Origin of the sequence: Stenotrophomonas sp. ATs4, from assembly GCF_051861585.1 — a bacterium.
In the GTDB taxonomy this organism is placed as follows: Bacteria; Pseudomonadota; Gammaproteobacteria; order Xanthomonadales; family Xanthomonadaceae; genus Stenotrophomonas; species Stenotrophomonas maltophilia_AS.
This window is the reverse complement of record NZ_JBLYPK010000008.1, coordinates 1-25,232: the sequence shown is the minus strand read 5'-3', so window position 1 is coordinate 25,232 and position 25,232 is coordinate 1. Positions and strand designations below refer to the sequence as shown.

29 protein-coding genes are annotated in these 25,232 nt (G+C 65.9%); 14 read left to right on the top strand and 15 right to left on the bottom strand.

The window, feature by feature from the left end:
- Window positions 1-29: 29 nt before the first annotated feature.
- Complete coding sequence (locus ABR323_RS14990; protein ID WP_135274459.1) at window positions 30-446, bottom strand: energy transducer TonB; 417 nt, start codon at window positions 444-446, stop codon at window positions 30-32.
- On the bottom strand, window positions 443-793 hold the full coding sequence (locus ABR323_RS14985) for a 4a-hydroxytetrahydrobiopterin dehydratase (protein ID WP_439449889.1): 351 nt from the start codon (window positions 791-793) through the stop codon (window positions 443-445). The genes ABR323_RS14990 and ABR323_RS14985 overlap by 4 nt, the downstream gene beginning before the upstream one ends.
- A 90-nt stretch (window positions 794-883) precedes the next feature.
- Here ABR323_RS14985 and ABR323_RS14980 point away from each other — a divergent pair, with 90 nt between their 5' ends.
- Both ABR323_RS14980 and ABR323_RS14975 read left to right on the top strand, forming a co-directional pair.
- Window positions 884-1,483 (top strand): NfuA family Fe-S biogenesis protein, encoded by a 600-nt coding sequence (locus ABR323_RS14980; RefSeq protein WP_006377738.1) that lies wholly within the window; start codon window positions 884-886, stop codon window positions 1,481-1,483.
- 10 nt (window positions 1,484-1,493) lie between these two features.
- A complete protein-coding gene (locus ABR323_RS14975; RefSeq protein WP_439449888.1) occupies window positions 1,494-3,260 on the top strand; it encodes a hypothetical protein in 1,767 nt (588 codons plus the stop codon).
- Window positions 3,261-3,486: 226 nt separating this feature from the next.
- Here the strand turns inward: ABR323_RS14975 and ABR323_RS14970 are convergent, their stop codons facing one another.
- Window positions 3,487-3,900 carry a barstar family protein gene (locus tag ABR323_RS14970; protein ID WP_135274457.1) on the bottom strand — a complete coding sequence of 138 codons (414 nt, stop codon included), beginning with the start codon at window positions 3,898-3,900 and terminating at the stop codon, window positions 3,487-3,489.
- Window positions 3,900-4,349 (bottom strand): ribonuclease domain-containing protein, encoded by a 450-nt coding sequence (locus ABR323_RS14965; RefSeq protein WP_135274456.1) that lies wholly within the window; start codon window positions 4,347-4,349, stop codon window positions 3,900-3,902. Before ABR323_RS14965 ends, ABR323_RS14970 begins: the two co-directional genes overlap by 1 nt.
- Window positions 4,350-4,567: 218 nt before the next feature.
- Between ABR323_RS14965 and ABR323_RS14960 the strand changes: the two genes are divergently transcribed.
- Window positions 4,568-5,179 (top strand): superoxide dismutase, encoded by a 612-nt coding sequence (locus ABR323_RS14960; RefSeq protein ID WP_135274455.1) that lies wholly within the window; start codon window positions 4,568-4,570, stop codon window positions 5,177-5,179.
- A gap of 130 nt (window positions 5,180-5,309) precedes the next feature.
- Here the strand turns inward: ABR323_RS14960 and ABR323_RS14955 are convergent, their stop codons facing one another.
- On the bottom strand, window positions 5,310-6,152 hold the full coding sequence (locus ABR323_RS14955; RefSeq protein ID WP_439449887.1) for an endonuclease/exonuclease/phosphatase family protein: 843 nt from the start codon (window positions 6,150-6,152) through the stop codon (window positions 5,310-5,312).
- A gap of 162 nt (window positions 6,153-6,314) precedes the next feature.
- Between ABR323_RS14955 and ABR323_RS14950 the strand changes: the two genes are divergently transcribed.
- Complete coding sequence (locus tag ABR323_RS14950; protein ID WP_135274453.1) at window positions 6,315-7,880, top strand: POT-type proton-dependent oligopeptide transporter; 1,566 nt, start codon at window positions 6,315-6,317, stop codon at window positions 7,878-7,880.
- 7 nt (window positions 7,881-7,887) lie between these two features.
- Window positions 7,888-8,514, top strand: a complete 627-nt coding sequence (locus ABR323_RS14945) for a rhomboid family intramembrane serine protease (protein WP_135274452.1) — start codon at window positions 7,888-7,890, stop codon at window positions 8,512-8,514.
- Between the two features lie 43 nt (window positions 8,515-8,557).
- Here ABR323_RS14945 and ABR323_RS14940 read toward each other — a convergent pair whose 3' ends face one another.
- On the bottom strand, window positions 8,558-8,719 hold the full coding sequence (locus ABR323_RS14940; RefSeq protein ID WP_167796827.1) for a hypothetical protein: 162 nt from the start codon (window positions 8,717-8,719) through the stop codon (window positions 8,558-8,560).
- Between the two features lie 209 nt (window positions 8,720-8,928).
- Between ABR323_RS14940 and ABR323_RS14935 the strand changes: the two genes are divergently transcribed.
- Genes ABR323_RS14935 through cfa form a run of 3 tightly spaced genes read left to right on the top strand, consistent with a single transcriptional unit; the run spans window position 8,929 to window position 11,285 of the window.
- Window positions 8,929-9,231 (top strand): GNAT family N-acetyltransferase, encoded by a 303-nt coding sequence (locus tag ABR323_RS14935; protein WP_006377679.1) that lies wholly within the window; start codon window positions 8,929-8,931, stop codon window positions 9,229-9,231.
- 37 nt (window positions 9,232-9,268) lie between these two features.
- Window positions 9,269-10,150 carry a DUF3298 domain-containing protein gene (locus ABR323_RS14930; protein WP_439449886.1) on the top strand — a complete coding sequence of 294 codons (882 nt, stop codon included), beginning with the start codon at window positions 9,269-9,271 and terminating at the stop codon, window positions 10,148-10,150.
- A 19-nt stretch (window positions 10,151-10,169) separates the two neighbouring features.
- Window positions 10,170-11,285, top strand: coding sequence for a cyclopropane fatty acyl phospholipid synthase (gene cfa / locus ABR323_RS14925; RefSeq protein ID WP_439449885.1), 1,116 nt, complete (start codon window positions 10,170-10,172; stop codon window positions 11,283-11,285).
- Between the two features lie 240 nt (window positions 11,286-11,525).
- Here the strand turns inward: cfa and ABR323_RS14920 are convergent, their stop codons facing one another.
- Window positions 11,526-13,694, bottom strand: coding sequence for a M3 family metallopeptidase (locus ABR323_RS14920; protein WP_439449884.1), 2,169 nt, complete (start codon window positions 13,692-13,694; stop codon window positions 11,526-11,528).
- A gap of 130 nt (window positions 13,695-13,824) precedes the next feature.
- Between ABR323_RS14920 and ABR323_RS14915 the strand changes: the two genes are divergently transcribed.
- Window positions 13,825-14,304 carry a glutathione peroxidase gene (locus ABR323_RS14915; protein ID WP_439449883.1) on the top strand — a complete coding sequence of 160 codons (480 nt, stop codon included), beginning with the start codon at window positions 13,825-13,827 and terminating at the stop codon, window positions 14,302-14,304.
- Between the two features lie 30 nt (window positions 14,305-14,334).
- Here the strand turns inward: ABR323_RS14915 and ABR323_RS14910 are convergent, their stop codons facing one another.
- From ABR323_RS14910 to ABR323_RS14890, 5 genes are all read right to left on the bottom strand, one after another.
- Window positions 14,335-14,868 carry a TlpA disulfide reductase family protein gene (locus ABR323_RS14910; protein WP_135274516.1) on the bottom strand — a complete coding sequence of 178 codons (534 nt, stop codon included), beginning with the start codon at window positions 14,866-14,868 and terminating at the stop codon, window positions 14,335-14,337.
- A gap of 135 nt (window positions 14,869-15,003) precedes the next feature.
- Window positions 15,004-15,783 (bottom strand): ferredoxin--NADP reductase, encoded by a 780-nt coding sequence (locus ABR323_RS14905; protein ID WP_439449882.1) that lies wholly within the window; start codon window positions 15,781-15,783, stop codon window positions 15,004-15,006.
- A gap of 80 nt (window positions 15,784-15,863) precedes the next feature.
- The gene (locus ABR323_RS14900) at window positions 15,864-17,735 is read right to left on the bottom strand and encodes an ABC transporter ATP-binding protein (protein ID WP_439449881.1); all 1,872 of its coding nucleotides are present in this window, start codon (window positions 17,733-17,735) and stop codon (window positions 15,864-15,866) included.
- Window positions 17,736-17,943: 208 nt separating this feature from the next.
- Complete coding sequence (locus tag ABR323_RS14895) at window positions 17,944-18,393, bottom strand: carboxymuconolactone decarboxylase family protein (protein WP_135274445.1); 450 nt, start codon at window positions 18,391-18,393, stop codon at window positions 17,944-17,946.
- Window positions 18,394-18,429: 36 nt separating this feature from the next.
- On the bottom strand, window positions 18,430-19,326 hold the full coding sequence (locus ABR323_RS14890) for an RNA polymerase sigma-70 factor (RefSeq protein ID WP_439449880.1): 897 nt from the start codon (window positions 19,324-19,326) through the stop codon (window positions 18,430-18,432).
- Between the two features lie 117 nt (window positions 19,327-19,443).
- Between ABR323_RS14890 and ABR323_RS14885 the strand changes: the two genes are divergently transcribed.
- The 4 genes from ABR323_RS14885 to ABR323_RS14870 all read left to right on the top strand — a co-directional run bounded on the left by ABR323_RS14885 (window position 19,444) and on the right by ABR323_RS14870 (window position 22,578).
- Window positions 19,444-20,961 carry a fumarate hydratase gene (locus tag ABR323_RS14885; RefSeq protein ID WP_439449879.1) on the top strand — a complete coding sequence of 506 codons (1,518 nt, stop codon included), beginning with the start codon at window positions 19,444-19,446 and terminating at the stop codon, window positions 20,959-20,961.
- A 117-nt stretch (window positions 20,962-21,078) separates the two neighbouring features.
- Complete coding sequence (locus tag ABR323_RS14880) at window positions 21,079-21,474, top strand: hypothetical protein (protein ID WP_439449878.1); 396 nt, start codon at window positions 21,079-21,081, stop codon at window positions 21,472-21,474.
- Window positions 21,475-21,549: 75 nt separating this feature from the next.
- Window positions 21,550-21,885 (top strand): hypothetical protein, encoded by a 336-nt coding sequence (locus ABR323_RS14875; protein ID WP_439449877.1) that lies wholly within the window; start codon window positions 21,550-21,552, stop codon window positions 21,883-21,885.
- Between the two features lie 57 nt (window positions 21,886-21,942).
- Complete coding sequence (locus tag ABR323_RS14870) at window positions 21,943-22,578, top strand: glutathione S-transferase family protein (RefSeq protein ID WP_439449876.1); 636 nt, start codon at window positions 21,943-21,945, stop codon at window positions 22,576-22,578.
- A gap of 71 nt (window positions 22,579-22,649) precedes the next feature.
- Here ABR323_RS14870 and arsC read toward each other — a convergent pair whose 3' ends face one another.
- From arsC to ABR323_RS14855, 3 genes are all read right to left on the bottom strand, one after another.
- Window positions 22,650-22,991, bottom strand: coding sequence for an arsenate reductase (glutaredoxin) (gene arsC / locus ABR323_RS14865; RefSeq protein WP_439449875.1), 342 nt, complete (start codon window positions 22,989-22,991; stop codon window positions 22,650-22,652).
- Window positions 22,991-24,145 carry a phospholipase A gene (locus tag ABR323_RS14860; protein WP_439449874.1) on the bottom strand — a complete coding sequence of 385 codons (1,155 nt, stop codon included), beginning with the start codon at window positions 24,143-24,145 and terminating at the stop codon, window positions 22,991-22,993. The genes arsC and ABR323_RS14860 overlap by 1 nt, the downstream gene beginning before the upstream one ends.
- Before the next feature lie 119 nt (window positions 24,146-24,264).
- Entirely contained in the window at window positions 24,265-24,750 is a 486-nt protein-coding gene (locus tag ABR323_RS14855; protein WP_439449873.1) for a DUF456 domain-containing protein, read from the bottom strand.
- A 235-nt stretch (window positions 24,751-24,985) separates the two neighbouring features.
- Here ABR323_RS14855 and ABR323_RS14850 point away from each other — a divergent pair, with 235 nt between their 5' ends.
- On the top strand, window positions 24,986-25,195 hold the full coding sequence (locus ABR323_RS14850; protein WP_135274436.1) for a cold-shock protein: 210 nt from the start codon (window positions 24,986-24,988) through the stop codon (window positions 25,193-25,195).
- Window positions 25,196-25,232: the final 37 nt, after the last annotated feature.

Below are 25,232 nucleotides of genomic sequence, written 5' to 3'. Positions count from 1 at the left end.
GTCGGCTGGCCTCGTCGGAGGGCGGGCGATCAGCCCCCGCTGCGCAGGCGCTCTTCGATCGCGAAGCACTGGTCCGGCTTCGGCTGCGGCGGGTTGAAGCTGACCGGCACCTGGATGGTGGCCGGCACCGGCTGGCCATTGCGGGTGGCGGCGTTGAACTGCCAGCCCTGCACCGCGGTCTTGGCCAGTTCGTCCAGCTGCGGGTTGCCGGCCCCGGTCAACAGCGCGACCTCGCTCGGCTTGCCGTCGGTACCGATGGTCACCTTGAAGGTACTGGTCCCGCCTACGCCCATGCAGGCAAGCTCGAGCGGGTACTGCGGCGGCGGCGTCTTCACTGCGGCCACTTCGGTGGGTGGCGGCGGTGGCGGTGCCGGCGGTTCGGACGGGCCACAGCCGGCCAGGCCGGTCGCAGCGATCAGGGACAGGCTCAGCAAACGTACGTTCATGGCAGTTGCTCCGTCAGGGCCGAAGTCTTGGCCGCGCAGATGAAGTCGTTCTCGCTCAGGCCGCCCACGTCGTGGGTGGAGAAGCGCACGACCGCGCGGTCGTAGTGCACGCCCAGGTCCGGGTGATGGTCCTCGTGGTGGGCAATCCAGGCCAGCGCGTTCACGAAGGCCATGGTGGCGTAGTAGTTCTTGAAGCGGAAGGTGCGCAGCAGCGCCTGTCCCCCCTCGCTCAGCTCCCAGCCGGGAATCTGTGGCATCAGTTCGGCCAGGCGGGCTTCGCCGAGCTTGTGGTCGCTGCCTTTGCGCGGCACGCAACGGGCCTGGGCCAGCGGAATCAGGTCGGCCATGGGAATCTCCACCTCGTGTTGACTGAACAATGCGCCGGACGGTGTATAAACCGAATGAGCGGCTGACGCTTACTTGGCTAGAATAGCCTGATGATCCAGATCTCCGACACTGCCCAGACCCATTTCCGCAAGCTGATCGAACGCGAGGGCGCGCCCGGCATGGGCGTGCGCCTGAGCGCGGTCGATCCTGGTACCCCGCGCGCCGATGCCCGGCTGGAGTTCGCCGAGCCGAGCGACCTGCTCGGTGACGAGTGGGCGGTGGACTGCGACGGCTTCACCCTCTACGTCGATGCAGCCAGCGTGGGCTGGCTGGACGGTGCCGAGATCGACATCGTCGCCGGCACTGCAGGCGCCCAGCAGCTGACCATCAAGGCACCACGCATCAAGGGCGAAGCGCCGGGTGATGCCGCCTCGCTGGTGGAGCGCGTGCACTGGGTGGTGGAAAACGAAATCAACCCGCAGCTGGCGTCGCATGGCGGCAAGGTGGCGGTGCAGGAAGTGTCGGCCGAAGGCGTGGTGCTGCTGCGCTTCGGTGGCGGCTGCCAGGGCTGTGGCATGGCCGATGTCACCCTCAAGCAGGGCATCGAGAAAACCCTGATGGGCCGCGTGCCGGGCGTGACCGCAGTACGTGACGCGACCGACCACGACAGTGGCCACGCGCCGTACATCCCTCGCGGCAACGCCGCCTGATCGCTGACGCGTGCCTCTGACCCGGGCCGAGCAACTCATCGACCTGCTGCTGGCGCGCCAGCAGCCACGTGCCGTCCTCGAGAAGACCACGCGCCTGCCATACGGCTGGGCGCTGTGGCTGCGCACGCTCGGCCCGTTGCCAAGGCCGTTGCATGCCCGCGACATCATCGCGGTATTGCTGCCACGTCCGCTGCCCGGCCCGTCTGGGCGACTGCCTGCGTTGTCCCCTTGGCAGGCACTGCGCCGCCTGTTCTGGCAGGACTGGGATGCGGCACCGCGTGATCAGCGCTGGATGCGCTGGACGTCTGCGCTGGTCAGCGCGCTGCTGCACCTGTTGTTCTTCGTATTGTTGTTGTGGGTCGCGGTGATCCGCACCACTGAGCCGAAAGCAGAGGGCGCCGAAGGTGAGCGCACGCAGGTGGAATTCGTAGGGCGTGCGAGTCAGGAGGGCGGCGGCGATCAGCCGGGCGCCGAAGCCGCCGCGGCAGCACCGGCCGGCCGGGTTGTGGCAGGCCAGCAGGCCGGCGCAGCGACGGCGCCCGAGCCGCGTCCTGCGACAGCGGCCGCCCAGGCGTCCACGCCGGCGTCGGCCCCGACTGCGAACGTCCCACCGCCGCCTGCTGAAACCGAACCCGCACCGGTTGCCGCGCCGCCGCCGTCGCCGGTGCAGGCCACCGAAGTGGCCCAGGCCAGCACCGATTTCGTGGTGCCACCGGTCAGCGTGCCGCGCACCGAGGTCAGCATCGTGCCGCGCGACACCGCGCCCACGGTACGCGAGCGCAGCGTGCAGCCAGTGCAGGCTGCGCCGACGCCCATGCCGGTGCGGGCGCCTCAAGTTGCGGTGCGGTCGCCCCAGTTGCGCGAGATCCAGGTGCAGGAGCGCGAAGTCAGTACGGTCGACGCGGCGGTTGCGCCGCAGCCGCTGCGCACGGCCGAGGTGCAGGTGCGCGTGCCGCAGCGGGACCTCCAGGTGCGCGAGCGCGAAGTGCAGGCCGTTGTGGATCCGCAGGTGCGGATGGCGACGGTGCCTGGCCGCGAGCCGAGCGTGCGTGCCGCTACCGGACGCGATGTGCCGGTACGCGAGCGCGAGGTGGCGTCGGCACCGGTGGCCGCCGCTTCAGCCGCCAGTGGCAGCGCCCCGGCGGCAACGCCCGCGTCAGCCGCAAGTGGCAATGTGGCGACTGCAAGCAGCACCGCTGCGCGTCCAGCAGCGTCCAGCACGACGCCGGCCCAGGCTGGGGCGCGCCCCGCGCCCAACCCGGGCAACTGGGCCACGCCTGCCAAGGGCGATGACTGGGGGGCTTCCAGCCGCAATCGGGATGGGGCCAGCAACGGCGCCAGCCAGGCAAGCAACGCGGGCAAGGGCGCGGGCCTGTTCAATGCCGATGGCAGCGCGCGCGTGCCGGGTCAGCAGGGCGAGGGGCCTGCCGAGCGCGGCGCGCCCGGTGGCGCCAATGATGGCTGGAGCAAGGAGCGCATTGCCCAGTCCGGCAAGTGGTTGAAGCGTCCGCCGTACGACTACACGCCCACCTCGTTCGACAAGTACTGGGTGCCGCAGGAGTCGCTGCTGGCCGAATGGGTGCGCAAGGGTGTCAAGGCGATGGAGATCCCACTGCCGGGCACCAGCACGAAAATATCCTGCGTGATCTCGATCCTGCAGGCCGGTGGTGGCTGTGGCCTGACCAACCCGAACATGCAGGACCAGCCGGCGGTGGCGCGACCGCCGCCGGACATCCCGTTCAAGAAAGAGCTGCAGGAAGATAACGGCAGCCGGTGAAGCGGCGCTGCCCGCGTCTGCCCTCATCCACGCATGGCGTGGATCTACCGATTGGTCCCGGGTAGCGCCGGGCCATGCCGGGCGGGGGTGTGCATGCCGCGACGGGCGCTCGCCGGGCGTGGTCCTGTGCATCCAGCTGCGCCGGGTAGATCCACGCCATGCGTGGATGATCCAGGCGGGGACACGCCCATGCCGACCAAGGTCGGCCTCTAACACGGCAGTGACCTTACGCGCTCTGCGACAGGAACACCCAGAACGGCACGTCGCGGCCGACCCAGTCGCGGCTGGCTTCGTCAAGGATGTCCAGCAGCGTGTCGAACTCCTTGCCTGCACCGGCGCGCAGGGCATCCACATCGGCCAGGAACAGCGCATAGCCGGTGGCCGGCAGCCACTGCAGGTCGCGCAGATTGTCCGACAGCGCATCCCAGTTGCCGCCGAAACCCGCCGGGAAATCCAGCTGCGCCGCCAGGCGGGCAAGCAGGGTGCGCTTGTCGATCACCCCATCCAGGTCGATGCGGATCACTTTCAGGCCGGCATCGCGCATTGCTGCGGCCAGCGCATCGATATCTTCGCTGTCGATGGCGTAGACGCCTGCATTGTTGATGTCATGCAGGCCGAGGCCGAAATCATCATGGCTCATCACTGCGCTCCCTTGGCCGGTACGCTGAAGCTGCGGAACGACGCATAGTGGTCGTCGGTGTAATACCACGCCTCGGGCGGATCACCGCCGGTAACGATGCGGCGCGCGCCACGGGTGCGTGCGCCGGGAGTGTCGACGGTGTATTCGCGGTAATAGCCGCGCGCCCGTTGCGGCAGTTGCTGCTCGCGGTTGCCGAACGTACTGCCGTCCTGACGGTGCGGGAACGGGCCGCCGCGCTGGATCAGGGCGATGGTCTGTCGTGCTTCGGCGGGCAGGAAGGCCGGCAGGCCACTGTCATCGCTGCTGCGTGCAGTCGGAGCACGTGCCGCGGGCGCGCTTTGCAGGTCCGGTGCGAACTGCGGCGCCGGAGGCCGCTGCATGAAATGGTTGACGACCAGGCCGAGCACGAGCAGGGCGATGGCGGTGATCAGCAGCCGGGGGTTGCGCATGGGCAGGACTGGCGAGGGTGGTACATGCACTTTAGCGCCTGCGCGCTGCACCGTGCATGAGGAGGACGCTGCGTCACCGCTGCGTAACAATTGCCGTCGTGCTCACTGGCAGGACGCAATTTCCTTTACATCCCCCTTGGTAATCTGGCGCTCTGTCCCCATCATTCACCGCGCAACGCCCGACACCGTCGGGTGCCCTCGCAATCAGGAGATGCATCATGGCCTATACCCTGCCCAAGCTGTCCTACGCCTACGACGCGCTGGAACCGCATATCGATGCGGCGACGATGGAAATCCATCACACCAAGCATCACCAGACCTACATCAACAACGTCAACGCGGCGCTGGAAGGCACCGAGTACGCTGACCTGCCGGTCGAAGTGCTGGTGAAGAAGCTGAAGTCGCTGCCGGAGAACCTGCAGGGTCCGGTGCGCAACAACGGTGGTGGCCATGCCAACCACTCGCTGTTCTGGACCGTGATGGCTCCGAATGCTGGCGGCAACCCGGTGGGCGACGTGGCCAAGGCCATCGACAAGGACCTGGGCGGCTTCGACAAGTTCAAGGATGCCTTCACCAAGGCCGCGCTGACCCGTTTCGGCAGCGGCTGGGCGTGGCTGAGCGTGACCCCGGACAAGAAGGTCGTGGTCGAGAGCACCGGCAACCAGGACAGCCCGCTGATGGAAGGCAACACCCCCATCCTCGGCCTGGACGTGTGGGAACACGCGTACTACCTGAAGTACCAGAACCGTCGCCCGGAATACATCGGCGCGTTCTTCAACGTCATCGACTGGAACGAAGTCGAGCGCCGTTACCAGGAAGCGATCGCCTGATTTCAGCGACAGGTTGAATTGAAAGGCCGGGGGAAACCCCGGCCTTTTCTGTTGCAGCATTCATTGGGTAGTGCCGGCCGCTGGCCGGCAACCGTATGGTGCCGGGGAGCCGGCCAGCGGCCGGCACTACCTATTCGGCCGTGGCCGTATCACCCTGCAGGCGCAGGGTGGCCATCACGCCCAGCCTCAGGCCGGGCAGGTCGCCGTCGGCCGGCAGCAGGATCGGCTGCTGGCGGATGCCGCCGAAGTGCTTGACCTGGAACAGCACGTCCAGGCCATGGCCACTGGCTCCGCCGCCACTGGCCGCAGCCTCGGGACGGCCGCCAGGGTTGCGTCGGGCCGGTTGGAACCCCGGCGTGCTGCGCACCAGTTCCACCGTATTGGCCGAGAAGTCGCCGGCGATCAGGCTCGGCATGCCCTCGGCGGTCGCGCCGATCCAGGTCATCAGGTCGCTGGTCTGGTGCTGGCGCGCAATGGCATCGTCCGGGTCCGGCCGCAGCCGCGCCACATAGACATTCACCCGTGCCTGGCCCAGTGCCAGCCGCATCATGCCGGCCGCGCTGAATGTACCGGGCGGGTGCAGCAGGGTCACGCCGTCCTCGCTGACCGGTAACCGGGTCAGCATCGCGTTGCCGTGCCGCAGCGGTTGGCTGGGCGGGTCGGCGGTAACGAAGTCGCAGCTGTAGCGCAGACGGCTGGCCAGCCAGCAGGCCGGGTTGCGGCCCTGTTGCTGCAGCACCTGCTGCACCGAGATCACGTCCGGCTGCAGTTCGGTCAACAGCTGGGCGACCTGTTCGCGGCGCAGCTTCCACTGTGCGTCGTCGCGGCTGGGCAGTTCCAGCGCGGCCACAGTCAGTTGCCGTGGCTCGCCATCGCTGGAGGCGGCAGCCGGTGCCTGTGGTCGCGCCTGCGCCTGCCATGCCAGCAGCGCAAGGCAAGCGAGCAGGAGGGGGGCGAGGGCAGGGGGGCGCATAACGATAAGTTTACGCTTTTGTCGTGCAGGTTCCGTGACTTCCGGCATGGCATGCGGTGTCTGCCATGGATTGGCACCGTTGTCATGCAGCCCTGCAGCGTGCTTCGCAAGCCCTGCTTCCGGTAATCTTGCGCCTTTCGCTTTGCAGGAATGCCTTACAGGATGAGCCACGACGCAGTTGCCCCCATCGCCGGCCAGGGAAAGATGCCGCGCCAGATCCCGTACATCATCGGCAATGAGGCCTGCGAGCGGTTCAGTTTCTACGGGATGCGCAACATCCTGGTGCAGTTCCTGATCACCTCGCTGCTTCTGCAGGAAATCACTGCCGAAGGCCGTGCCGGTGAAGCCAAGGACATCATGCACAGCTTCATGATCGGCGTGTATTTCTTCCCGCTGCTCGGTGGCTGGCTGGCCGACAAGTTCTTCGGCAAGTACCACACCATCCTCTGGTTCAGCCTGGTCTACTGCGCCGGCCACCTGTGCCTGGCGCTGTTCGAGAACAGCCGCGAAGGCTTCTTCCTTGGCCTGGGCCTGATCGCGCTCGGTGCTGGCGGCATCAAGCCGCTGGTGGCCTCGTTCATGGGCGATCAGTTCGACCAGGGCAACAAGCACCTGGCCAAGCTCGTCTTCGACGCCTTCTACTGGATCATCAATTTCGGCTCGCTGTTCGCCTCGCTGCTGATCCCGCTGGTGCTCAAGAACTGGGGCCCGCAGTGGGCGTTCGGTATCCCGGGCATCCTGATGTTCATCGCCACCTTCGTGTTCTGGCTGGGCCGCAAGCGCTACGTGCTGGTGCCGCTGCCTCCGAAGGATCCGCATTCGTTCGCCAACGTGGTGCGTACCGCGCTGACCGCGCGCGTGGCAGGTCAGGGCCGTCCGGGCCTGGTGATCGCCGTGCTCGGTCTGGTGCTGGCGGCAGCCTCGTTCGGCCTGGTCGGTTCGCTCGGCATCGTGATCTGCCTGTGCCTGGCGCTGGTGTCGATCCTGGCAGGCATCGGTGGTGGTACCTGGCTGCAGCTGGACCGCGCCCGCGGCCAGCATCCGGCCGAAGCCGTTGAGGGCGTGCGCTCGGTGCTGCGCGTGCTGGTCATCTTCGCGCTGACCACCCCGTTCTTCTCGCTGTTCGACCAGAAGGCCTCGACCTGGGTGCTGCAGGGCCAGCAGATGCAGATGCCGAGCTGGTTCACCGCCTCGCAGATGCAGGCGCTGAACCCGCTGCTGGTGATGATCCTGATTCCGTTCAACAACCTGGTGCTGTACCCGGCCCTGCGCCGCTTCGGCTTCGAGCCGACCGCGCTGCGCCGCATGACCGCCGGTATCGCCTTCAGCGGCCTGGCCTGGATCGTGGTCGGTGGCATCCAGGTGGTGATGGACGGTGGCAACGCGATGTCGATCTTCTGGCAGATGCTGCCGTACGCACTGCTGACCTTCGGTGAGGTGCTGGTTTCGGCCACCGGCCTGGAGTTCGCCTACAGCCAGGCGCCGCAGGCCATGAAGGGCGTGGTGATGAGCTTCTGGAACCTGACCACCACCATCGGCAACCTGTGGGTGCTGCTGTCCAACGCCGCCGTGCGCAACGACACGGTGACCCACCAGATCGCCGGGACAGGCCTGAGCGAGGCGGCGTTCCTGATGTTCTTCTTCGCCGGTTTCGCTTTCATCGCGGCGTTGGCCTTCGGTTGGTATGCGAAACGCTATCGTATGGTCGACAACTACCGTAGCGCCTGAGCCTGACATGACCCCCGTCAATCTGCTGTTGATCGCCGTCACCGCCATCCTTTCGTGGATGGCGTTCAACAACCGCAAGCTGGCCGACCGCCTGATCCTGTGGCCGCCGGCCATCGACCGTCACCGCCAGTACGACCGGCTGGTGACCTATGGCTTCATCCACGCCGACTGGTCGCACCTGATCTTCAACATGATCACCCTGTTCTTCTTCGGGGGATTCATCGAGAGCGTGATGGTGCAGCTGACCGGCAGCTACCTGACCTATCCGGCGTTCTATATCGGTGCGCTGGTGGTTTCGATCCTGCCCAGCTACCTGAAGAACCAGAAGAACCCGAACTACCTCAGCCTTGGTGCATCCGGGGCAGTGTCGGCGGTGCTGTTCGCCTTCATCCTGATCAAGCCGTGGTCGATCATCCTGGTGTTCTTCATCCCGGCACCGGCCATCGTCTATGCCGCGTTCTATGTCGGCTACAGCATCTGGATGGACAAGCGGGGCGGCGACCGCATCAACCATAGTGCTCACCTGGCCGGCGCGGCGTTCGGCGTGATCTTCATGCTGGCCATGCAGCCGAGCATCTTCAGCCATTTCCTGCGCGAACTCTCCAACCCGACCTTCCGCCTCGGCGGCGGTTGAGGCGGGGAACGGGGCGGATCGGCATCGATCCGCCCCAGCCGGTTCAGGCCGTGGTCTGCCGTCCGTAGGTGTCCAGCAGGCGCGAGAACACTTCCTCGCCGATGCGCTGGAAATCCTGGTCTTCGGTTTGCCCTTCCACCGCCAGTTGCAGCAGGCCCTCCAGCAGGGCGCGGTCGGTATCGGAATGGGTATCGCTGGGGTGCATGAGAGCCTCCGCGGTGGTGCGCATGGTCAACGGTCGCAAGGGTCGTGCCAGCGTGGCCGTACCCCTCCACAGGCGATAGCGGCCGGCCGCCCTCCAGCTTGAGGGTCGGAAACTGACGTGAATGGATCGGACTTGCCCCTGTTCAGGCTTCACGCGATCATGGCGCCCGGCTGCGCACCATCCACGCAGTCGTCGCAGGAGACAGTTCCATGGCTTCGGTCACGCCCCCCGGTCTGGCCTATGAGGTCGAACACGATCTGGCCAGCCACCGCTTCACCGCCCGCGTGCGAGGACAGCTGGCGGTGCTCGACTACCAGATCAAGCGCAGGCGCATGGTCATCACCCACACCGAAGTGCCCGAGCCGATCGCCGGTCGTGGCATCGCCGGTGAGTTGACCCGCGTCGCGCTGCGTTTCGCCCGCGAACAGAAGTACAAGGTGGTGCCGGCGTGTTCGTATGCCGAGGCCTTCCTGCAGCGGCATGAGGAGTATCACGATCTGCTCGTTGGCTGAATGCCAGCGGGTCACGCTTCAGCCATGGCAGGCGATGATGTACAAACATGAACAGGGGATCCCGATGAAGATTGGAAACAACCGGCCGCTGCACGGCAGCGTGCTGGCCGGCGTGGTGGGCGTGCTGTTGCTGGCCGGTTGCCAGCGTGAGAGCGAGCCGGCACCGGCGACCGACGCGGCGCCTGCCGCCGAGGCCACTGCTGCGGGTGAAACGCCGGCCACGGAAGCGCCGCTGGACCTGCGCGATGTGATCGAGAACAACGAGCGCGAAGTGGTCGGCATCAGCTATCCGGCCGGCATCGACCGTTACCCCGGCCTGGCACGCGCGCTGCAGAGCTACGCCACCAGTGCACGCGGCGACCTGCAGCAGGCGCTGGACGGGCTGGGCAATGACAAGCCGACCATGCCCTACGAGCTGTCGCTGAGTTTCGAGAAGCTGCTGGAAACCCCGCAGCTGGTGGTGGTCAGTGCCGATGGCAGCCGCTACACCGGTGGCGCCCACGGTGAACCGCTGGTTGCGCGCTTCGTGTGGCTGCCGGCGCAGCAGCAGATGCTCAGTGCCGACAAGCTGGTGGTCGATGCCAAGGGCTGGAAGGCGATCAGCGATTTCGTCGCCGACCAGCTGCGCGAACGCGTGGCCACGCGGCTCAGCGGCGAGGACATGGACCCTGCCCAGCTGCAGGAATCGCTGCGCAACGCATCGCGCATGATCGCCGACGGTACCGGACCGCAGGCCGACAATTTCAGCCAGTTCCAGCCGCTGACCGACGACAAGGGGCAGATCACCGCGCTGCGCTTTGTTTTCCCGCCGTACCAGGTGGGTCCATACTCGGACGGCACCCAGACCGCCGACGTACCGGCGGCGGTGCTGTTGCCACACGTGGCCAAGGACTACGTGGCGCTGTTCGCACGCGGTTGACCGCAGTCGAGGAGGTGGCGTGGATACAGGGTTGCAGGAGCGGGTTACCGGCCTGCTGCAGGAAGCCGGGGTCCGCATCGGTGGTACCCAGCCACAGGATATCCAGGTGCATGACCCGCGCTTCTTTGCGCGGGTCATGGCGCACGGCTCGCTCGGCCTCGGCGAGAGCTACATGGACGGCTGGTGGGATGCCAACGTCCTCGACGAGTTCCTCGTCCACCTGATGCAGGCGCACCTGGACGAACGGGTGCACGGTTGGCGCGAAGTGGCCGACGCGCTGAAGGCGCGCCTGTTCAACCTGCAGGTCGGGCAGGGCAGCTACGAAGTCGGTCGCCGCCACTACGACCTCGGCAACGATCTCTACCAGGCCATGCTCGGTCAGCGCCTGGTCTACAGCTGCGGTTATTGGCGCAATGCCGATGATCTCGACGCCGCGCAGGAAGCCAAGCTGGACCTGGTCTGTCGCAAGCTGGGCCTGCGCCCTGGGCAGCGCGTGCTGGACATCGGCTGTGGCTGGGGCGAAGCCCTGAAGTTCGCTGCCGAGCGTTACGGCGTCAGCGGCGTCGGCGTGACCATCTCGCAGGAACAGGCCGAGTTCGCACGCGACCTGTGCGCTGGCCTGCCGATCGAGATCCGCCTGCAGGACTACCGCGAACTGGACGAACCGTTCGATGCGATCTTCTCGATCGGCATGTTCGAGCACGTCGGCGACAAGAACTACGCCAGTTTCTTCGAGGTGGCCAGGCGCTGCCTGTCGCCGCGCGGCCTGCTGCTGTTGCACAGCATCGGCACCAACATCTCGCGGCATCGCACTGATCCGTGGATCGCGCGCTACATCTTCCCCAATTCGATGCTGCCGTCGGCGGTGCAGATCAGCAAGGCATTCGAAGGACGTTTCGTGCTGGAGGATTGGCACAACTTCGGCACCGACTACGACCTGACCCTGCAGGCCTGGCGGCGCAATGTGGAAGCAGCGTGGCCACGGCTGGACGCGGGTTACGACGAGCATTTCCGCCGCATGTGGCGTTTCTACCTGGCCGGGTCGATGGCGACCTTCCGTTGCCGGCATGCGCAGTTGTGGCAGCTGGTGCTGTCGCCGGAAGGCGTGCCGGGTGGGTACGTGGCGCCGCGCTGATCCGGAAGAGCATCCACGCATGGCGTGGATCTACTGCGACCACGCAATCGTATGGTGGATCCGCGCGATGCCTGGATGGACGGATCCGCGCGATGCGTGGACGGGTAGATCCACGCCATGCGTGGATGGATGGATCCACGCGATGCATGGACGAGTAGATCCACGCCATGCGTGGATGACCCAACAAAAAAACCGCCCGGTTTCCCGGGCGGTTTTCGTTTCAGGCTACTGCATTGCCGATCAGTTGCCGGTGCCGGTCAGGCCACGCTTTTCCAGCAGCGGTTCGATCTGCGGCTCGTGGCCGGCGAAATCGCGGAACAGCTGCATCGCATCCACACTGCCACCCTTGGACAGCAGGGTCGCGCGGAAGTGGTCGCCGTTCTTGCGGCTCAGGCCGCCATTGTCGTTGAACCACTTCTGGGTGTTGGCGTCGAGCACTTCCGACCAGATGTAGGCGTAGTAGCCGGCCGAGTAGCCGCCCATGATGTGGCTGAAGTACGGCGTCTTGTAGCGCGGCGGAACCGGCGCGTAGTAGATGCCGTCCTTCTCCAGCGCGGCGCGCTCGAAGGCCATCACGTCCTTGGCGGCCGGCACCTGGTCCGGGCCGATCTGGTGCCAGCGCTGGTCAAGCATGGCTGCGCCCAGGTATTCGGTGGTGGCAAAGCCCTGGTTGAACTTGGCCGCGGCCAGCACCTTGTCCAGCAGCGCCTGCGGCATCGCCGAACCGTTCTGGTAGTGCTTGGCGTAGTTCTTCAGGATGGCGGGGTTGTCCGACCACATTTCATTGACCTGCGAGGGGAACTCGACGAAGTCACGCGGCACCGAGGTGCCCGAGAAGTACGGGTACTTCACGTTGGAGAACATGCCGTGCAGGGCGTGGCCGAACTCGTGGAAGGTGGTGTTCACCTCATCCCAGGTCAGCAGGGTCGGCTGGCCCGCCGGCGGCTTCGGGATGTTCAGGTGGTTGGCCACCACCGGCTTGAAGCCGGTCAGCTTGGACTGCGAGACGTAGGAGTTCATCCACGCACCGCCGCGCTTGGAGGCGCGTGCATACGGGTCGAAGATGAAGATCGCCAGCTGGCTGCCGTCAGCGTCGAACACGTCGTAGACGGTGACGTCATCGTGGTAGACCGGCAGGTCGGTACGCTGCTTGAAGGTCAGGCCGAATTCCTGGCCAGCCGCGTAGAACACGCCGTTCTCCAGCACGTTCTTCATTTCAAAGTACGGCTTCAGCTGCGACTCGTCGAAGTTGTACTTGGCCTGGCGCACCTTCTCGCTGTAGAAGGCCCAGTCCCACGGTTCCAGCTGGAAGGTCGGCTTGCGTGCGGCCTTCTGTTCCTTGTCGATCATCGCCTGCAGGTCGGCGGCTTCGCGCTTGGCGTTGGCCACGGCGGCCGGGGCCAGCTTGCCCAGCATCGCATTGACCGCTTCGGGGGTCTTGGCGGTCTGGTTGGTCAGGTTGTAGGCGGCGAAGTTCGGGAAGCCCATCAGCTTGGCCTTGTCGGCACGCAGCTGCATGATGCGCGACACCAGCGCGGTGTTGTCGAACTCACCGCCACGGCTGCCACGGGTGGTGGAGGCTTCGTAGATCTTCTGGCGCAGGGCGCGGTTGGCCAGGTTGGTCAGCGGCGGCTGGCCGGTGGTGTTGAGCAGGGTGATCACGTACTTGCCGTCCAGGCCACGGGCCTTGGCGGCTTCGGCGGCGGCAGCGATCTGCTCCTTGGACAGGCCGTCCAGCTCCTTGACGTCGTCGACGGTGATCGCCGAGGCGTTCACTTCCGACTGCACGTTCTGGCTGAACTTGGTGCCCAGGTTGGCCAGCTCGGCGTTCATTTCCTTCAGCTTGGCCTTGTCGGCCTCGGACAGCTTGGCGCCGGCGCGCACGTAGTTGTCGTAGTACTTCTCGACCAGGCGCACGCCTTCTGCGTCCAGGCCCAGGGTAGTGCGGCTGTCATACAGTGCCTGGATGCGCGCGAACAGCTTGCCGTTCAGCGCGATCGCATCGCTGTGCGCGGCGAACTTCGCCGAGTAGTCGGCCTGCAGCTTCTTGCGGGTGTCGTTGGTATCGGCGCCGACCAGGCTGAAGAACACGGTGGTCGCACGGTCCAGGGTGTCACCGCTCTTTTCCAGGGCGATGATGGTGTTGTCGAAGGTCGGCTTGGCCTTGGTGTTGGCGATGGCCTCCACTTCCTTCAGCTGCTGCGCCATACCGGCGTCGAAGGCCGGGGCGAAGTCGCTGTCCTTGATCTTGTCGAACTGCGGGAAGTGCAGCGGCAGCGGGCTGTCGGCGAAGAACGGGTTGGCCTGCTGCGCGGCGCTGCTGGCAGCCGGGGTGGCGGCACCGGCCGAGTAGGCGGGCAGGGCAAGGCCGAGGGTCATGGCCACGGCAAGGGCAAGGCGAGTGGTCAAGGTAGTAGCTCCGGTAAGGCAAACAAGGGCCCGAGGGTAACCCGGTCCGGCGCGGCTGCACTTGTGTCAAAAGGCATGTTGCCGAAGCCGGGCCCGGGTACCATGCAACGACCCTCCAAGGCCCGTCGCCATGACCACCGCCTACGATTTCAGCTTCCGTGACCTCGACGGCCAGCCGCAGGCGCTGGCCCGGTACCAGGGCCACCCGTTGCTGCTGGTCAATGTCGCCAGTCGCTGTGGCTTCACCCCGCAGTACACCGGGCTGGAACAGCTGTGGCAGGACTACCGCGAACGCGGGCTGATGGTGATCGGCTTCCCGTGCAACCAGTTTGGCGCGCAGGAGCCGGGTGACGCTGCGCAGATCCGCCAGTTCTGTTCGCTGGACTACCCGGTCAGCTTTCCGCTGTCGGAGAAGATCGAGGTCAACGGCGAGGGTGCGGATCCGCTGTGGGCATGGCTGTCACGCGAGAAGCGTGGCCTGCTCGGCAGTGCCCGCATCAAGTGGAATTTCAGCAAGTTCCTGGTCGATCGCCAGGGACGGGTGGTGTCGCGTCATGCGCCCACCACCAAGCCGAAGCAGCTGCGCGAAGAGATCGAAGCGCTGCTGTGACATGCCGCCGTTCGTGCCGGGTGCCTGTGCTCAGCGCCCCAGCGCCGCCGCTCCTGCTTGGCGGTTGCGCACATCTTCGGGCAGTGCTTCGATCACCTGTTCCAGGATCTTCGGCAGGCTGGCCTCGCTGTAGCCACGGTGCGCGTGAGCGATGGTGCCATCGCGGCCGACGACGAACATGTGGGGTACGGCAACGATGCCGAACTGCTCGGCAAGCGCGCCGCCGGGATCATGCAGGTATTCCAGCTTTGGCCAGTCACGCTGGCGGATCAGGCGGCTGACTTCCAGTCGCGGTTCGCCCCAGTTGACCGCATAGACCTTCAATGCGTCCTCGCCGACCACCTGCTGCAGATGGGCCAGGATCGGCAGTTCCTTGCGGCAGGGCCCGCACCAGGAGGCCCAGAAGGTCACGATCACCACCTTGCCGCGCTGCTCGGCCAGATTGACCGGATTGCCCTTGCGGTCGTTGCCCAGCGCCTGCGGCGGCACTTCGCCGCGGGCGGGCGGCGCGGCCCATGCCGGAACGGCCGCCAGCAGCAGGCTGGCAATTGCCAAGGCCCGCATCCAGTGCGGGATCCATGTGTTCATCATCCGTGAATTCCCCAGCAGGGCCATCGGCCCCTGTGAGGAGGACGATGCCGGTAATACGCAAGGTACGCAACAGGCCGCGTAAAAAGGGTGGGGCGGTTGCCCCACGTCTTACTTCTCGACGAACGCGCGCTCGAACACGTAGTGGCCCGGCTGGCCGATGCGCGGCGAGACCTGGAAGCCACGGGCATCGAGCACGCTGCGCAGGTCGGCCAGCATCTGCGGGCTGCCGCAGATCATCGCGCGGTCGTTCTCCGGGTTCAGCTCGGGCAGGCCGAGCGTGCGCTGCATCTCGCCGCTTTCCATCAGCTGGGTCAGGCGGCCCTGGTTGGCGAACGGCTCGCGGGTGACGGCCGGGTAGTACAGCAACTTGTCGCCCACCATCTCGCCGAGGAACTCGTGCTCACGCAGTTCCTTCTCGAAATAGTCGCGGTAGGCCAGGTCCTTTTCGTAGCGCACGCCGTGGCACAGGATCACCTTCTCGAAGCGCTCGTAGGTTTCCGGATCCTTGATCACCGACAGCCACGGTGCCATGCCGGTGCCGGTGCCCAGCAGGTACAGGTTCTTGCCCGGATGCAGGTCGCTGATCAGCAGGGTACCGGTGGGCTTCTTGCCGACCAGCACTTTGTCGCCCGGCTTGATGTGCTGCAGGCGCGAAGTCAGCGGGCCGTCCTGCACCTTGATGCTGAAGAACTCCAGATGCTCTTCCCAGTTGGCGCTGGCGATGGAATACGCACGCAGCAGCGGCCGCGCCTCGGTTTCCAGGCCGATCATCACGAACTGGCCGTTCTCGAAGCGGAAACCGCTGTCGCGGGTGAGGGTGAAGCTGAAGTAGGCATCGGTCCAGTGACGGACCTCAAGCACCGTTTCGGCGCCAAAAGCGGAGGACATGAGCGTATCTATCGAAAGTCGTCGGGGGTGATTCTATCTCAAATGAGACAAGTTCTCATTGGGCGGAACGAGAGGCGTTCTCAGCGGTAACCGGCCGCCTGCAGCTCGAACAGCTCGGCATAACGGCCGCCCTGCGCCATCAGCTGCGCGTGGGTGCCACTGGCCTCGATCCGTCCATCGGCCAGCACCAGGATGCGATCAGCCATGCGTACCGAGGAAAAACGGTGGGAAATCAGCACTGCGGTGCGATTATCCGCCAGTTCCCTGAACCGCTGGAACACCTCGAACTCACTGCGCGCATCCAGCGCCGCAGTTGGCTCATCCAGGATCATCACCTGCGCATTGCGCATCCATGCGCGGGCGATGGCGATCTTCTGCCATTGGCCGCCGGACAGGTCCACGCCCTGCTTGAAGCGGCGGCCGATCAACTGGTCGTAGCCGCCGGGCAGGTCGTCGATCACTTCCTCGGCCATGCCGCGCCGTGCGGCGTCAGCGATACGTGACTGGTCGTCCATTGCCTCGACCTGACCGACGCCGATGTTCTCGCCGGCGCTGAGGTTGTAGCGCACGAAGTCCTGGAAGATCACCCCAAGGTTGGCGCGCAGGTCGTCCAGGTCGTAATCGCGCAGGTCGCGGCCATCGAGCAGGATGCGGCCTTCGTCCGGTTCGTAGAGCCGCGCCAGCAGCTTCACCAGCGTGGTCTTGCCCGCTCCGTTCTCGCCGACCAGAGCCAGCACTTCGCCGGCCTGCAGCTGGAAGTCGAGATGGCGGACAGCCCAGTGCTCGGCGTCGGGGTAGCGGAAACCGACGTTCTCGAACACGAAGCCCTGGCGGATCGGCTGTGGCACCCGGACCGCACCCTCGCGCGAATGGATTTCCGGCTGGATCTGGAAGAACGAGAACAGGTCGTCCAGGTACAGCGCCTGGCTGGCCACCTGCGAGAAGCCGATCAGCAGGCCCTCCAACAGCTGGCGCAGGCGCAGGAAGCTGCCGGCGAGAAAGGTCAGGTCGCCGATCGAGAAGTCGCCGCGCACCGTGCGCCACGCGATGTAGGCGTAGGCGGTGTAGTACCCCAGCGTGCCCAGCGCGGCCAGCAGCGTGCCCCAGAACGCGCGGCGCCGGGCCAGCGCTCGGTTGGCCTGGAACAGCGCCACCGACAGCCTGCGATAGCGTTCCACCAGGAAGCGATGCAGGTTGTAGATCTTCACTTCCTTGGCCGTTTCCACGCTGGCACCGAGCTGGCGCAGGTAGTCGAGCTGGCGGCGTTCGGGGGTCCACTGGAAGTTGAGGCTGTAGCCAGCCGCGTTGAAGTGCGATTCGCCGATGAAGGCCGGCACCAGCGCCAGCACCAGCAGCAGGATCAGCCACGGCGCGTACACCAGCAGGCCGATGGCCAGACTGGCCACGGTGATCGCATCCTGGACCTGGCCGAACAGCTGGCTCATCAGGTTCATCCGGCCCATGGTCTGGCGCCGCGCACGGTCCAGCTTGTCCTGCAGGTCCGGGTCCTCGAAGTCCTCCAGATCCAGCGTTGCCGCGTGTTCCATCAGCCGGATGCTGGTGACGTTGGCGAACAGTTCCGAGAGCAGGGCATCGGCGTAGCTGACCAGCCGGCCGAGCAGGTCCGAGGCGATGGCCAGGCCGAGCTCCAGCGCCAGCAGGCCCAGCAGCGGATTGAGCACGCCGCTCGACAGCGCCTCGCCCAGCGGCGGGAAGCCGGCATCGTGCTGGCTCAGGTGCAGGGCACTGTCGATGATCAGCTTGCCGACGTACAGCATCGCCACTGGCAGCAGCGCACGGATCAGGCGCAGCCCAAGGCTGGCGAGGGTGAGCGCGGGGCTGGTCTTCCAGACCATGCGCAGGAACGGCGGCAGGTTGCGCATCGCCTTGAAGCGCTGGCGCAGGCTGGGTTTCTTCGCGGCGGCAGCGCCAGCGGTGGGGGTAGCAGGCATGCCCGTATTGTGCGCGCCTGATACGTGCAGATGGGGTCAGTGCAGCCGTGTGGCCGGCACCGGGGTCAGATCCCTTTGCGCGGCAAAGGGCTCTGACCCCAGCGACCTACATCGGGTCAGAGCCCTTCGCGAAGCGAAGGGATCCGGCCCGGCCCATCCACGCATGGCGTGGATCTACCGCAGATCGTGGCGATCGGGTGGGGCACCTTTACGGCAGCGGCGGCAGCAGCCCCGCGCCCAGCCGGTTCCAGGCATTGATCACCGCAATACCCATGCTCAGGTCACTGATGCCCTTCTCATCGAAGTGCGGTGCCAGTGCATCGAACGCGGCCTGCGACGGCGCACCGTCGGTCAGCCGGGTCAGTGCCTCGGCCCAGCCCAGCGCCGCACGCTCGCGGGCATCGAAGAAGCGGCTTTCGTGCCAGGCGGGCAGGGTGTCCAGCTTGCGCGGCTCGATGCCGCCTTTGCGCAGCGTGGTGGCGTGCATGTCCATGCAGTAGCCGCAGCCATTGAGCTGGGAAACACGCAGGAACAGCAGCTCCATCAACGTCGGGTCGATCGAGCTTTCGTGCACCGCCTTGCTGGTGGCCAGCAGGCCCTTGAAGGCCTCGGCAGCCAGGCGGGTATAGGGAACGCGGGGAGAGGCATGGTTGGACATCTTCAGCTCCACGGCGGCCACGATGGCCGCCTTTCATCACAAGGACGCCGCAGCGTCGCCGCGCGTGACAACGTCCGGCAACTTTTCCGGATTCAGCAGGCTGTACACGTTGGCGATGCGGCCATCGACCACTTCGATGGTGGTGATCGAGTGCAGGCGATCGCCCTGGAAGCGCAGGATCGCCGGCTCGCCGTTGACATAGCCCAGCTGCGCCGGATGTGCCGCACCGCGGCGGGCGATGGCCCAGAACAGGCGGCCGATACGCTCGGCGCCCAGCAGCGGGCGGATGGCCGCGGTAACCACGCCGCCACCGTCGGAGACCAGCAGCGCGTTGGCGTGCAGCAGCGCCTGGATCGCCTCGCTGTCGCCGCGCTGCGAGGCGTCCATGAAGCGGGTGAGCAACTGCCGGTGCTGGCTGGCGTCGGCGTTGAAGCGCGGTCGTCCGGCCTGCAGGCGCTGCCGGGCGCGGTGCACCAGCTGCCGGCAGTTGGCCTCGCTGTGGCCGATCAGGTCGGCGATTTCGCGGTAGTCGTGGTCGAACGCCTCCTTCAGCAGGAAGGCGGCTCGCTCTTCGGGGCCGAGCTGTTCGAGCAGTGTAAGGAAGGCCACCGAGACATCGTCGGCCAGCGCATGCAGCTGCGCCGGGCCAGGCGCCGGATCGGGTTCAAGGGTGACCGCCAGCGGCTCGGCCAGCCACGGCCCTACGTAGTGCACGCGCTCGCGCTTGGCCGCGCGCAGCCGGTCCAGGCCCAACCGGGTGGTGGTGGTGACCAGCCACGCCTCGGGGTCGCGGACGGCCGCCGGGTCGGCGCCGGACCAGCGCAGCCAGGCATCCTGGACCACGTCTTCGGCGTCGGCGCGGCTGCCGAGCAATCGGTAGGCCAGGGCCATCAGGCGCGGGCGGTGGGTCTGGAAGGCAATTTCGGCGTTCATGTGGGCAAGGACGCCGCAGCGGGCAGGGACGTGACACGAATGTACAACGGCACCCCCGGTGGCAGAGGGGGTAAAATGAGCGGATTACCCCGCCAGCCTTCAGCAAGCGAGCAATCCGTGACATCGATCAAGCAGGAAGACCTCATCCAGTCCGTCGCCGACGCGCTGCAGTACATCTCGTACTACCACCCGGTCGACTACATCAAGAACCTTGCCGCCGCCTACGAGCGCGAGGAGTCGCCGGCCGCGAAGGAGGCGATCGCACAGATCCTGATCAATTCGCGGATGTGCGCCGAAGGCCACCGTCCGATCTGCCAGGACACCGGCATCGTCACCGTGTTCCTGGAAATCGGCATGGACGTGCGTTGGGATGACGCCACCATGGGTGTTGAGGACATGGCCAACGAGGGCATCCGTCGCGCCTACCTGTACCCGGACAACAAGCTGCGCGCCTCGGTGCTGGCCGATCCGGCCGGCAAGCGCATCAATACCAAGGACAACACTCCGGGCGTGGTCAACGTCAAGGTGGTGCCGGGCAACACCGTCGACGTCATCGTCGCCGCCAAGGGTGGTGGTTCGGAAGCGAAGACCAAGTTCGCGATGCTCAACCCGTCCGACTCCATCGTCGACTGGGTGCTGAAGACCGTGCCGACCATGGGCGCCGGCTGGTGCCCGCCGGGCATGCTCGGCATCGGCATCGGTGGCACTGCCGAAAAGGCGATGCTGCTGGCCAAGGAAGCGCTGATGGAGCCGATCGACATCACCGAACTGCAGGCCCGTGGTGCGTCCAACCGCATCGAAGAGCTGCGCCTGGAGCTGTACGAGAAGGTCAACGCGCTGGGCATCGGTGCGCAGGGCCTGGGTGGCCTGACCACGGTGCTCGACATCAAGATCAACGACTACCCGACCCACGCGGCCAACCTGCCGGTGGCGATGATTCCGAACTGCGCGGCCACCCGCCATGCGCACTTCACTCTGGATGGCAGCGGCGCGGTGATGCTGGACCCGCCGTCGCTGGAAGACTGGCCGAAGCTGACCTACGACGCGTCCAAGGGCACCCGCGTGGACCTGGACACGATCACGCCGGAAGACGTGGCCAACTGGAAGCCGGGCCAGACCCTGCTGCTCAACGGCAAGCTGCTGACCGGCCGTGATGCCGCGCACAAGCGCATGGTCGACATGCTCAACAAGGGCGAGGCGCTGCCGGTCGATCTGAAGGGTCGCTTCATCTACTACGTGGGCCCGGTCGATCCGGTGCGCGACGAAGTGGTGGGCCCGGCCGGTCCGACCACCGCGACCCGCATGGACAAGTTCACCGAACAGGTGCTGAGCGAAACCGGCCTGCTGGGCATGGTCGGCAAGGCCGAGCGCGGCCCGGCGGCAATCGAGGCGATCAAGAAGCACAAGTCGGCCTACCTGATGGCCGTCGGTGGTTCGGCCTACCTGGTGTCCAAGGCGATCAAGGCGGCCAAGGTCGTCGGCTTCGCTGACCTGGGCATGGAAGCGATCTACGAGTTCACCGTGGAAGACATGCCGGTGACGGTGGCGGTCGACTCCACCGGTGAATCGGTGCACAAGACCGGCCCGCGCGAATGGCAGGCCCGCATCGGCAAGATTCCGGTGGTGGTGGAGTAACTGCTCCCGTTCCAGTTCGGACAACGGCGCCCTCGTGGCGCCGTTGTTGTATGCGGCCTGCCCGTGGGCGACGTGCTCTGCTAACGTGCTGGCTGACGCATTGGAAGGGAGTCCATCGTGCTGAAGTGGTCGCGTGTTTTCGTGTTGCTGGTCGCTGCGCTGGCGTGCAACGCCTGCGGGCCGCGTTACTTCGTTGAACCGCCAACCCACGAAGCGGGGAAGATCTGCGCGTCGGTCTGCGAGAGCCGGAAGGCGACGTGCGACTTCCACAACCGCGCCCGCGGCGAGTCGGAACAGCGGAGCTGCGAACGCGAGAAGAGCCGGATCATCAGCCGTTGCAGTGGTATCGCCGACGACAAGCAGCGGCACAACTGCGAAGGAGGCAACGGTGCCGGCAACTACTGTGGTCCCCCGGCGCTTCCTTCATGCAGTGCTCCTTATGCCCAGTGCCTCCTCTCCTGCGGCGGCACCGTGAATGAAGTCCGCACCGACACCGGTATTCCCGTGTACTGATCGGGGCGCACCGGTGCATGCAGGAGCAACCGTGGTCTGCTAGGGTCGACACACCCCCTGCACTAGGATGTGCGCATGCGCCTGCATCGATCCCTCGCGGCTGTGTTCCTGCTGGTCCTGGCCGGCTGCAGCACAACGTCGTCCTACGAAGGTGCGGATTTCTCCGCCTCCTCGCAGTGCCGCATGCAGTGCCAGGCCAGCTACCGCAGCTGCATGGCGAAGGGCAGCATCGGCAGCAGCGACTTCAGCTGTGAACAACAGATGGTGCCGGCGCCGGACAAGCGCTGCAAGGACGTTGCCAATCCCGAACTGCGGCGCTCCTGTGAACTGAAGACGCACGACTGCGCGATCCGCACACCGATCATGTCCTGTAGCGAAAGCCGCGATACCTGCATGAGCAGTTGCGGCTGAGCAGCGACAGCCCGTGTGGGCGCATAATCGGCCGATCCATCCACACAGGATCCGCGCATGAGCACCACGCTGTATGGTTCAACCAGTACCGCCGCGCTGGTGGTGCACTGGCTGCTGATCGAGCTGGGCATCGAGCATGAACTGGTACTGCTGGATTTTGACGCGCGCGAGCAGAAGTCGGCGGAGTACCTGGCACTGAATCCGGCCGGTGTGGTGCCGACGCTGATGATCGATGGCTTGGTACTGACCGAAGCGGCGGCCATTGCGTTGTACCTGGCCGATCGCCATCCGGAAGCCAACCTGCTGCCCCCGGTAGGTACACCGCAACGTGCCGATGCCTACCGCTGGATGTTCTGGTGTGCCAATACGCTGCAGCCGGCCTATCGTGCCTGGTTCTACCCGCATGAGGTGGCGGGCGAGGCGAATATCGAGGCGAGCCGCGAGATGGCACGTCAGCGGCTGGAAGCGGCCTGGCAGCATGCCGCCACGCACCTGCAGGCGCACGGTCCCTACCTGCTGGGCGCCACGCCCTGCGTGGTTGACTACATGCTGGTGATGCTGATGCGCTGGTCGCGCAACATGCCGAAGCCCAGCGACACCTGGTCGGTGCTCAAGGCGCATGCCACCACAATGAAGGCACGCCCGGCGTTCGCCGAGGTGTACCGCCGCGAAGGCATCACCGACTGGCGATAACCAGAAAAGGGGACGGAGGGGATCAAGTCGTTTGTGCACAAACGACTTGATCCCCTCCGTCCCCTTTTCCGTTACAGGATCTCCAGCACCGTTTCCGGTGGGCGGCACAGCCGTGTGCCCTTGGCCGTGCGCACCACGGGGCGGTTGATCAGCCGCGGGTGTTCGGCCATCGCGGCCAGCAGCGTGCCCTCGTCCGAATCTTCCAGGCCCAGTTCGGCGAACTGCGCTTCCTTGCTGCGCACCAGCTCCCGCGCGCTCAGGCCCGATTCGAGCAGCACCTGGCGCAGCGTGGCCACGTCGGGTGGGGCGCCCAGGTACTCGATCACCTCCGGCTCGAAGCCTGCATCACGGATCAGCTTCAGTGCGCCGCGTGAATTGCTGCAGGCCGGGTTGTGCCAGATCGTCACCTGCATCAGAACCACTCCAGCAGGGACACGCCCACGCCCACGTAGGTAGCCTTGTGGTTGTAGTCGATCAGGCTTTCGCCGTAGCCGTCGAAGACCTGCACATGGCCGCGCAGCAGGTTGCTGATCGGGAAGCCGTAATCCAGCTGCAGGGCACCGTGCGAGCGGCTGCCGGTGCGCAACGAATGGCGCGCCATCAGCGAGACCTCGTGGCCGTTGCGGTTCCAGGTCAGGGTCGCATCACCGCGGCCCATGTAGTCCTCGATGTCCGGATTGTTGTCGTCGCTGCGGGTCTCCGGAATGCGGTACCACGGGCGCAGTACCAGTGCCCAGTTCTCGCGATCCAGGCCGATGTTGAGCATCACCCGGTTCCAGCTGCGCGACAGCGGATCAGCGCGGCCATTGGACTGGTGGTTCAGGGCGATGCCGGTCATGCGCCCGCGCCAGCCACCGATCGAGTAGCCGTTGCGGAACACCATCATTACTTCCGGCTCGTAGTTGGTTTCGCGGAACGGGCGCGAATCCTCGCCGTTGTAGGCCTGCCAGCGCGAGCTCTGGGTGTAGCCGGCCCAGACATCGCCGTTGTCGCCGAACAGGTTCTCGGCAATCTTGGTCTTGAAGCTGATCTGGAACTTCAGCTCGGCGCTGTCCAGCACCTGCGGGGTGGTGACTGTGTTGGCCGGGTTCGGCGAATGCGGCGTGGTGTTGCGGTCGCTGGTCCAGAAGGCGGGCAGCAGGTACACCGGCTTGTAGGCGCGCAACTGGAACGGGCCCAGCTTGGAGTCTTCGGCCAGTTCCCAGCGGCTGTCCAGCAGCGATCCGCGGCCAGCGTTGGCCAGCGCGCTGTCCGGTGCTGCCGGACGGAACAGGTCGCTGACCCGCTCGCGTAGTTTTTCCTCGCCCTGGCTTACGCGCGCGGTCTGGCGCTCTTCGCGGCGTGCCAGTGCGGCGGCTTCGGCAGCGGCGTCGGCAGCGGCCGTGGCCTGCGGGGTGTGCGCGAACAGACGGTCATAACAGGCCAGGCGCGCGGCGTCGGTGTTGATGGCCGCACAGGCGGCCGGCGAGGTGTCGGCGCCGGGCGCGAACTCCTGCGCAGCCAGCGGGGCACTGGCCAGGGCCAGCGCCAGCGGTGCGAGACGGGGAAACAGCGTGGGGAGGGTCATTGCAGCAGGCCCTTCGGTGAAGACGGGAATCGCACAGTGTGGCGGCTGTACCGCATCGCGGCCAGCCCCCACGGTTTATGCACGGCCACCGCGTGCGCGGGGCGTGAAGGCGGCGGCGGTCACAGGAACCAGGCGAAGGCGAACAGGCCCAGCATCGCGATCACCACGGCCAGTTTCAGCGCCAGGCCCAGCAGGATGCCGAGCCAGGTGGCCAGACCGACCTTGGTTGACCGGCCCAGTTCACGGGTATGCCAGTACTCGCCCAGCAGCGCGCCGATCAATGGCCCTGCGAACAGGCCGATCGGCATGAAGAACATGCCGACGATGCTGCCGACGAAGGTGCCCCACAACGCCTTGCGACTGGCGCCGACCCGCTGCGCGCCGACCACGGTGGCCAGCACGTCGGCCAGCAGAGACAGCAGGGTCAGTACGCCCAGAGCCACGAGCGTGGGCCAGCCGACGTGCGCGAAGCCGTCGGCCCAGGCCGCCAGCAGCAGGCCGATGAACACCAGCGGGATGCCAGGCAGGGCCGGCAGGATGATCCCGGCGATGCCGATCAGGACAAAAATGACCGCTAGCAGATATAAGATGAATGAGAGTCCCATGCTGTCCCGTATGGTCGCCGTTTTGGGGTTGACAGTGAAAGATTTTGCCAGTTGATTTTTCGTTTTGGGCGGGTTAAGTTGCAGTCGCTGAGCTTGGCAAGGTCACCGTGGATCGTGGCCTGATGAAGCAAGATCTTCCCGATCCGCTGCATCGATGCACCTCGCTTCCCCCTTGCTTGTCAGCCGCCCAACAGGCGTTTCCAACAACAAGAGAGAGTCAAAGGGAGTTAGTGAGATGGCTGAGCGCGAGAACGGTACCGTTAAGTGGTTCAATGATGCGAAGGGCTTCGGCTTCATCAGCCGGCAGAATGGCGAGGACGTGTTCGTGCACTTCCGTGCCATCGAGACCCAGGGCTTCAAGAGCCTCAAGGAAGGCCAGGCTGTGAGCTTTGAAGTCGTGCAGGGCCAGAAGGGTCTGCAGGCTGACAAGGTACAGCCGGTGTAATACAGGCCGCCAGTCGGCATGAAAAAGGCCCGCGCAA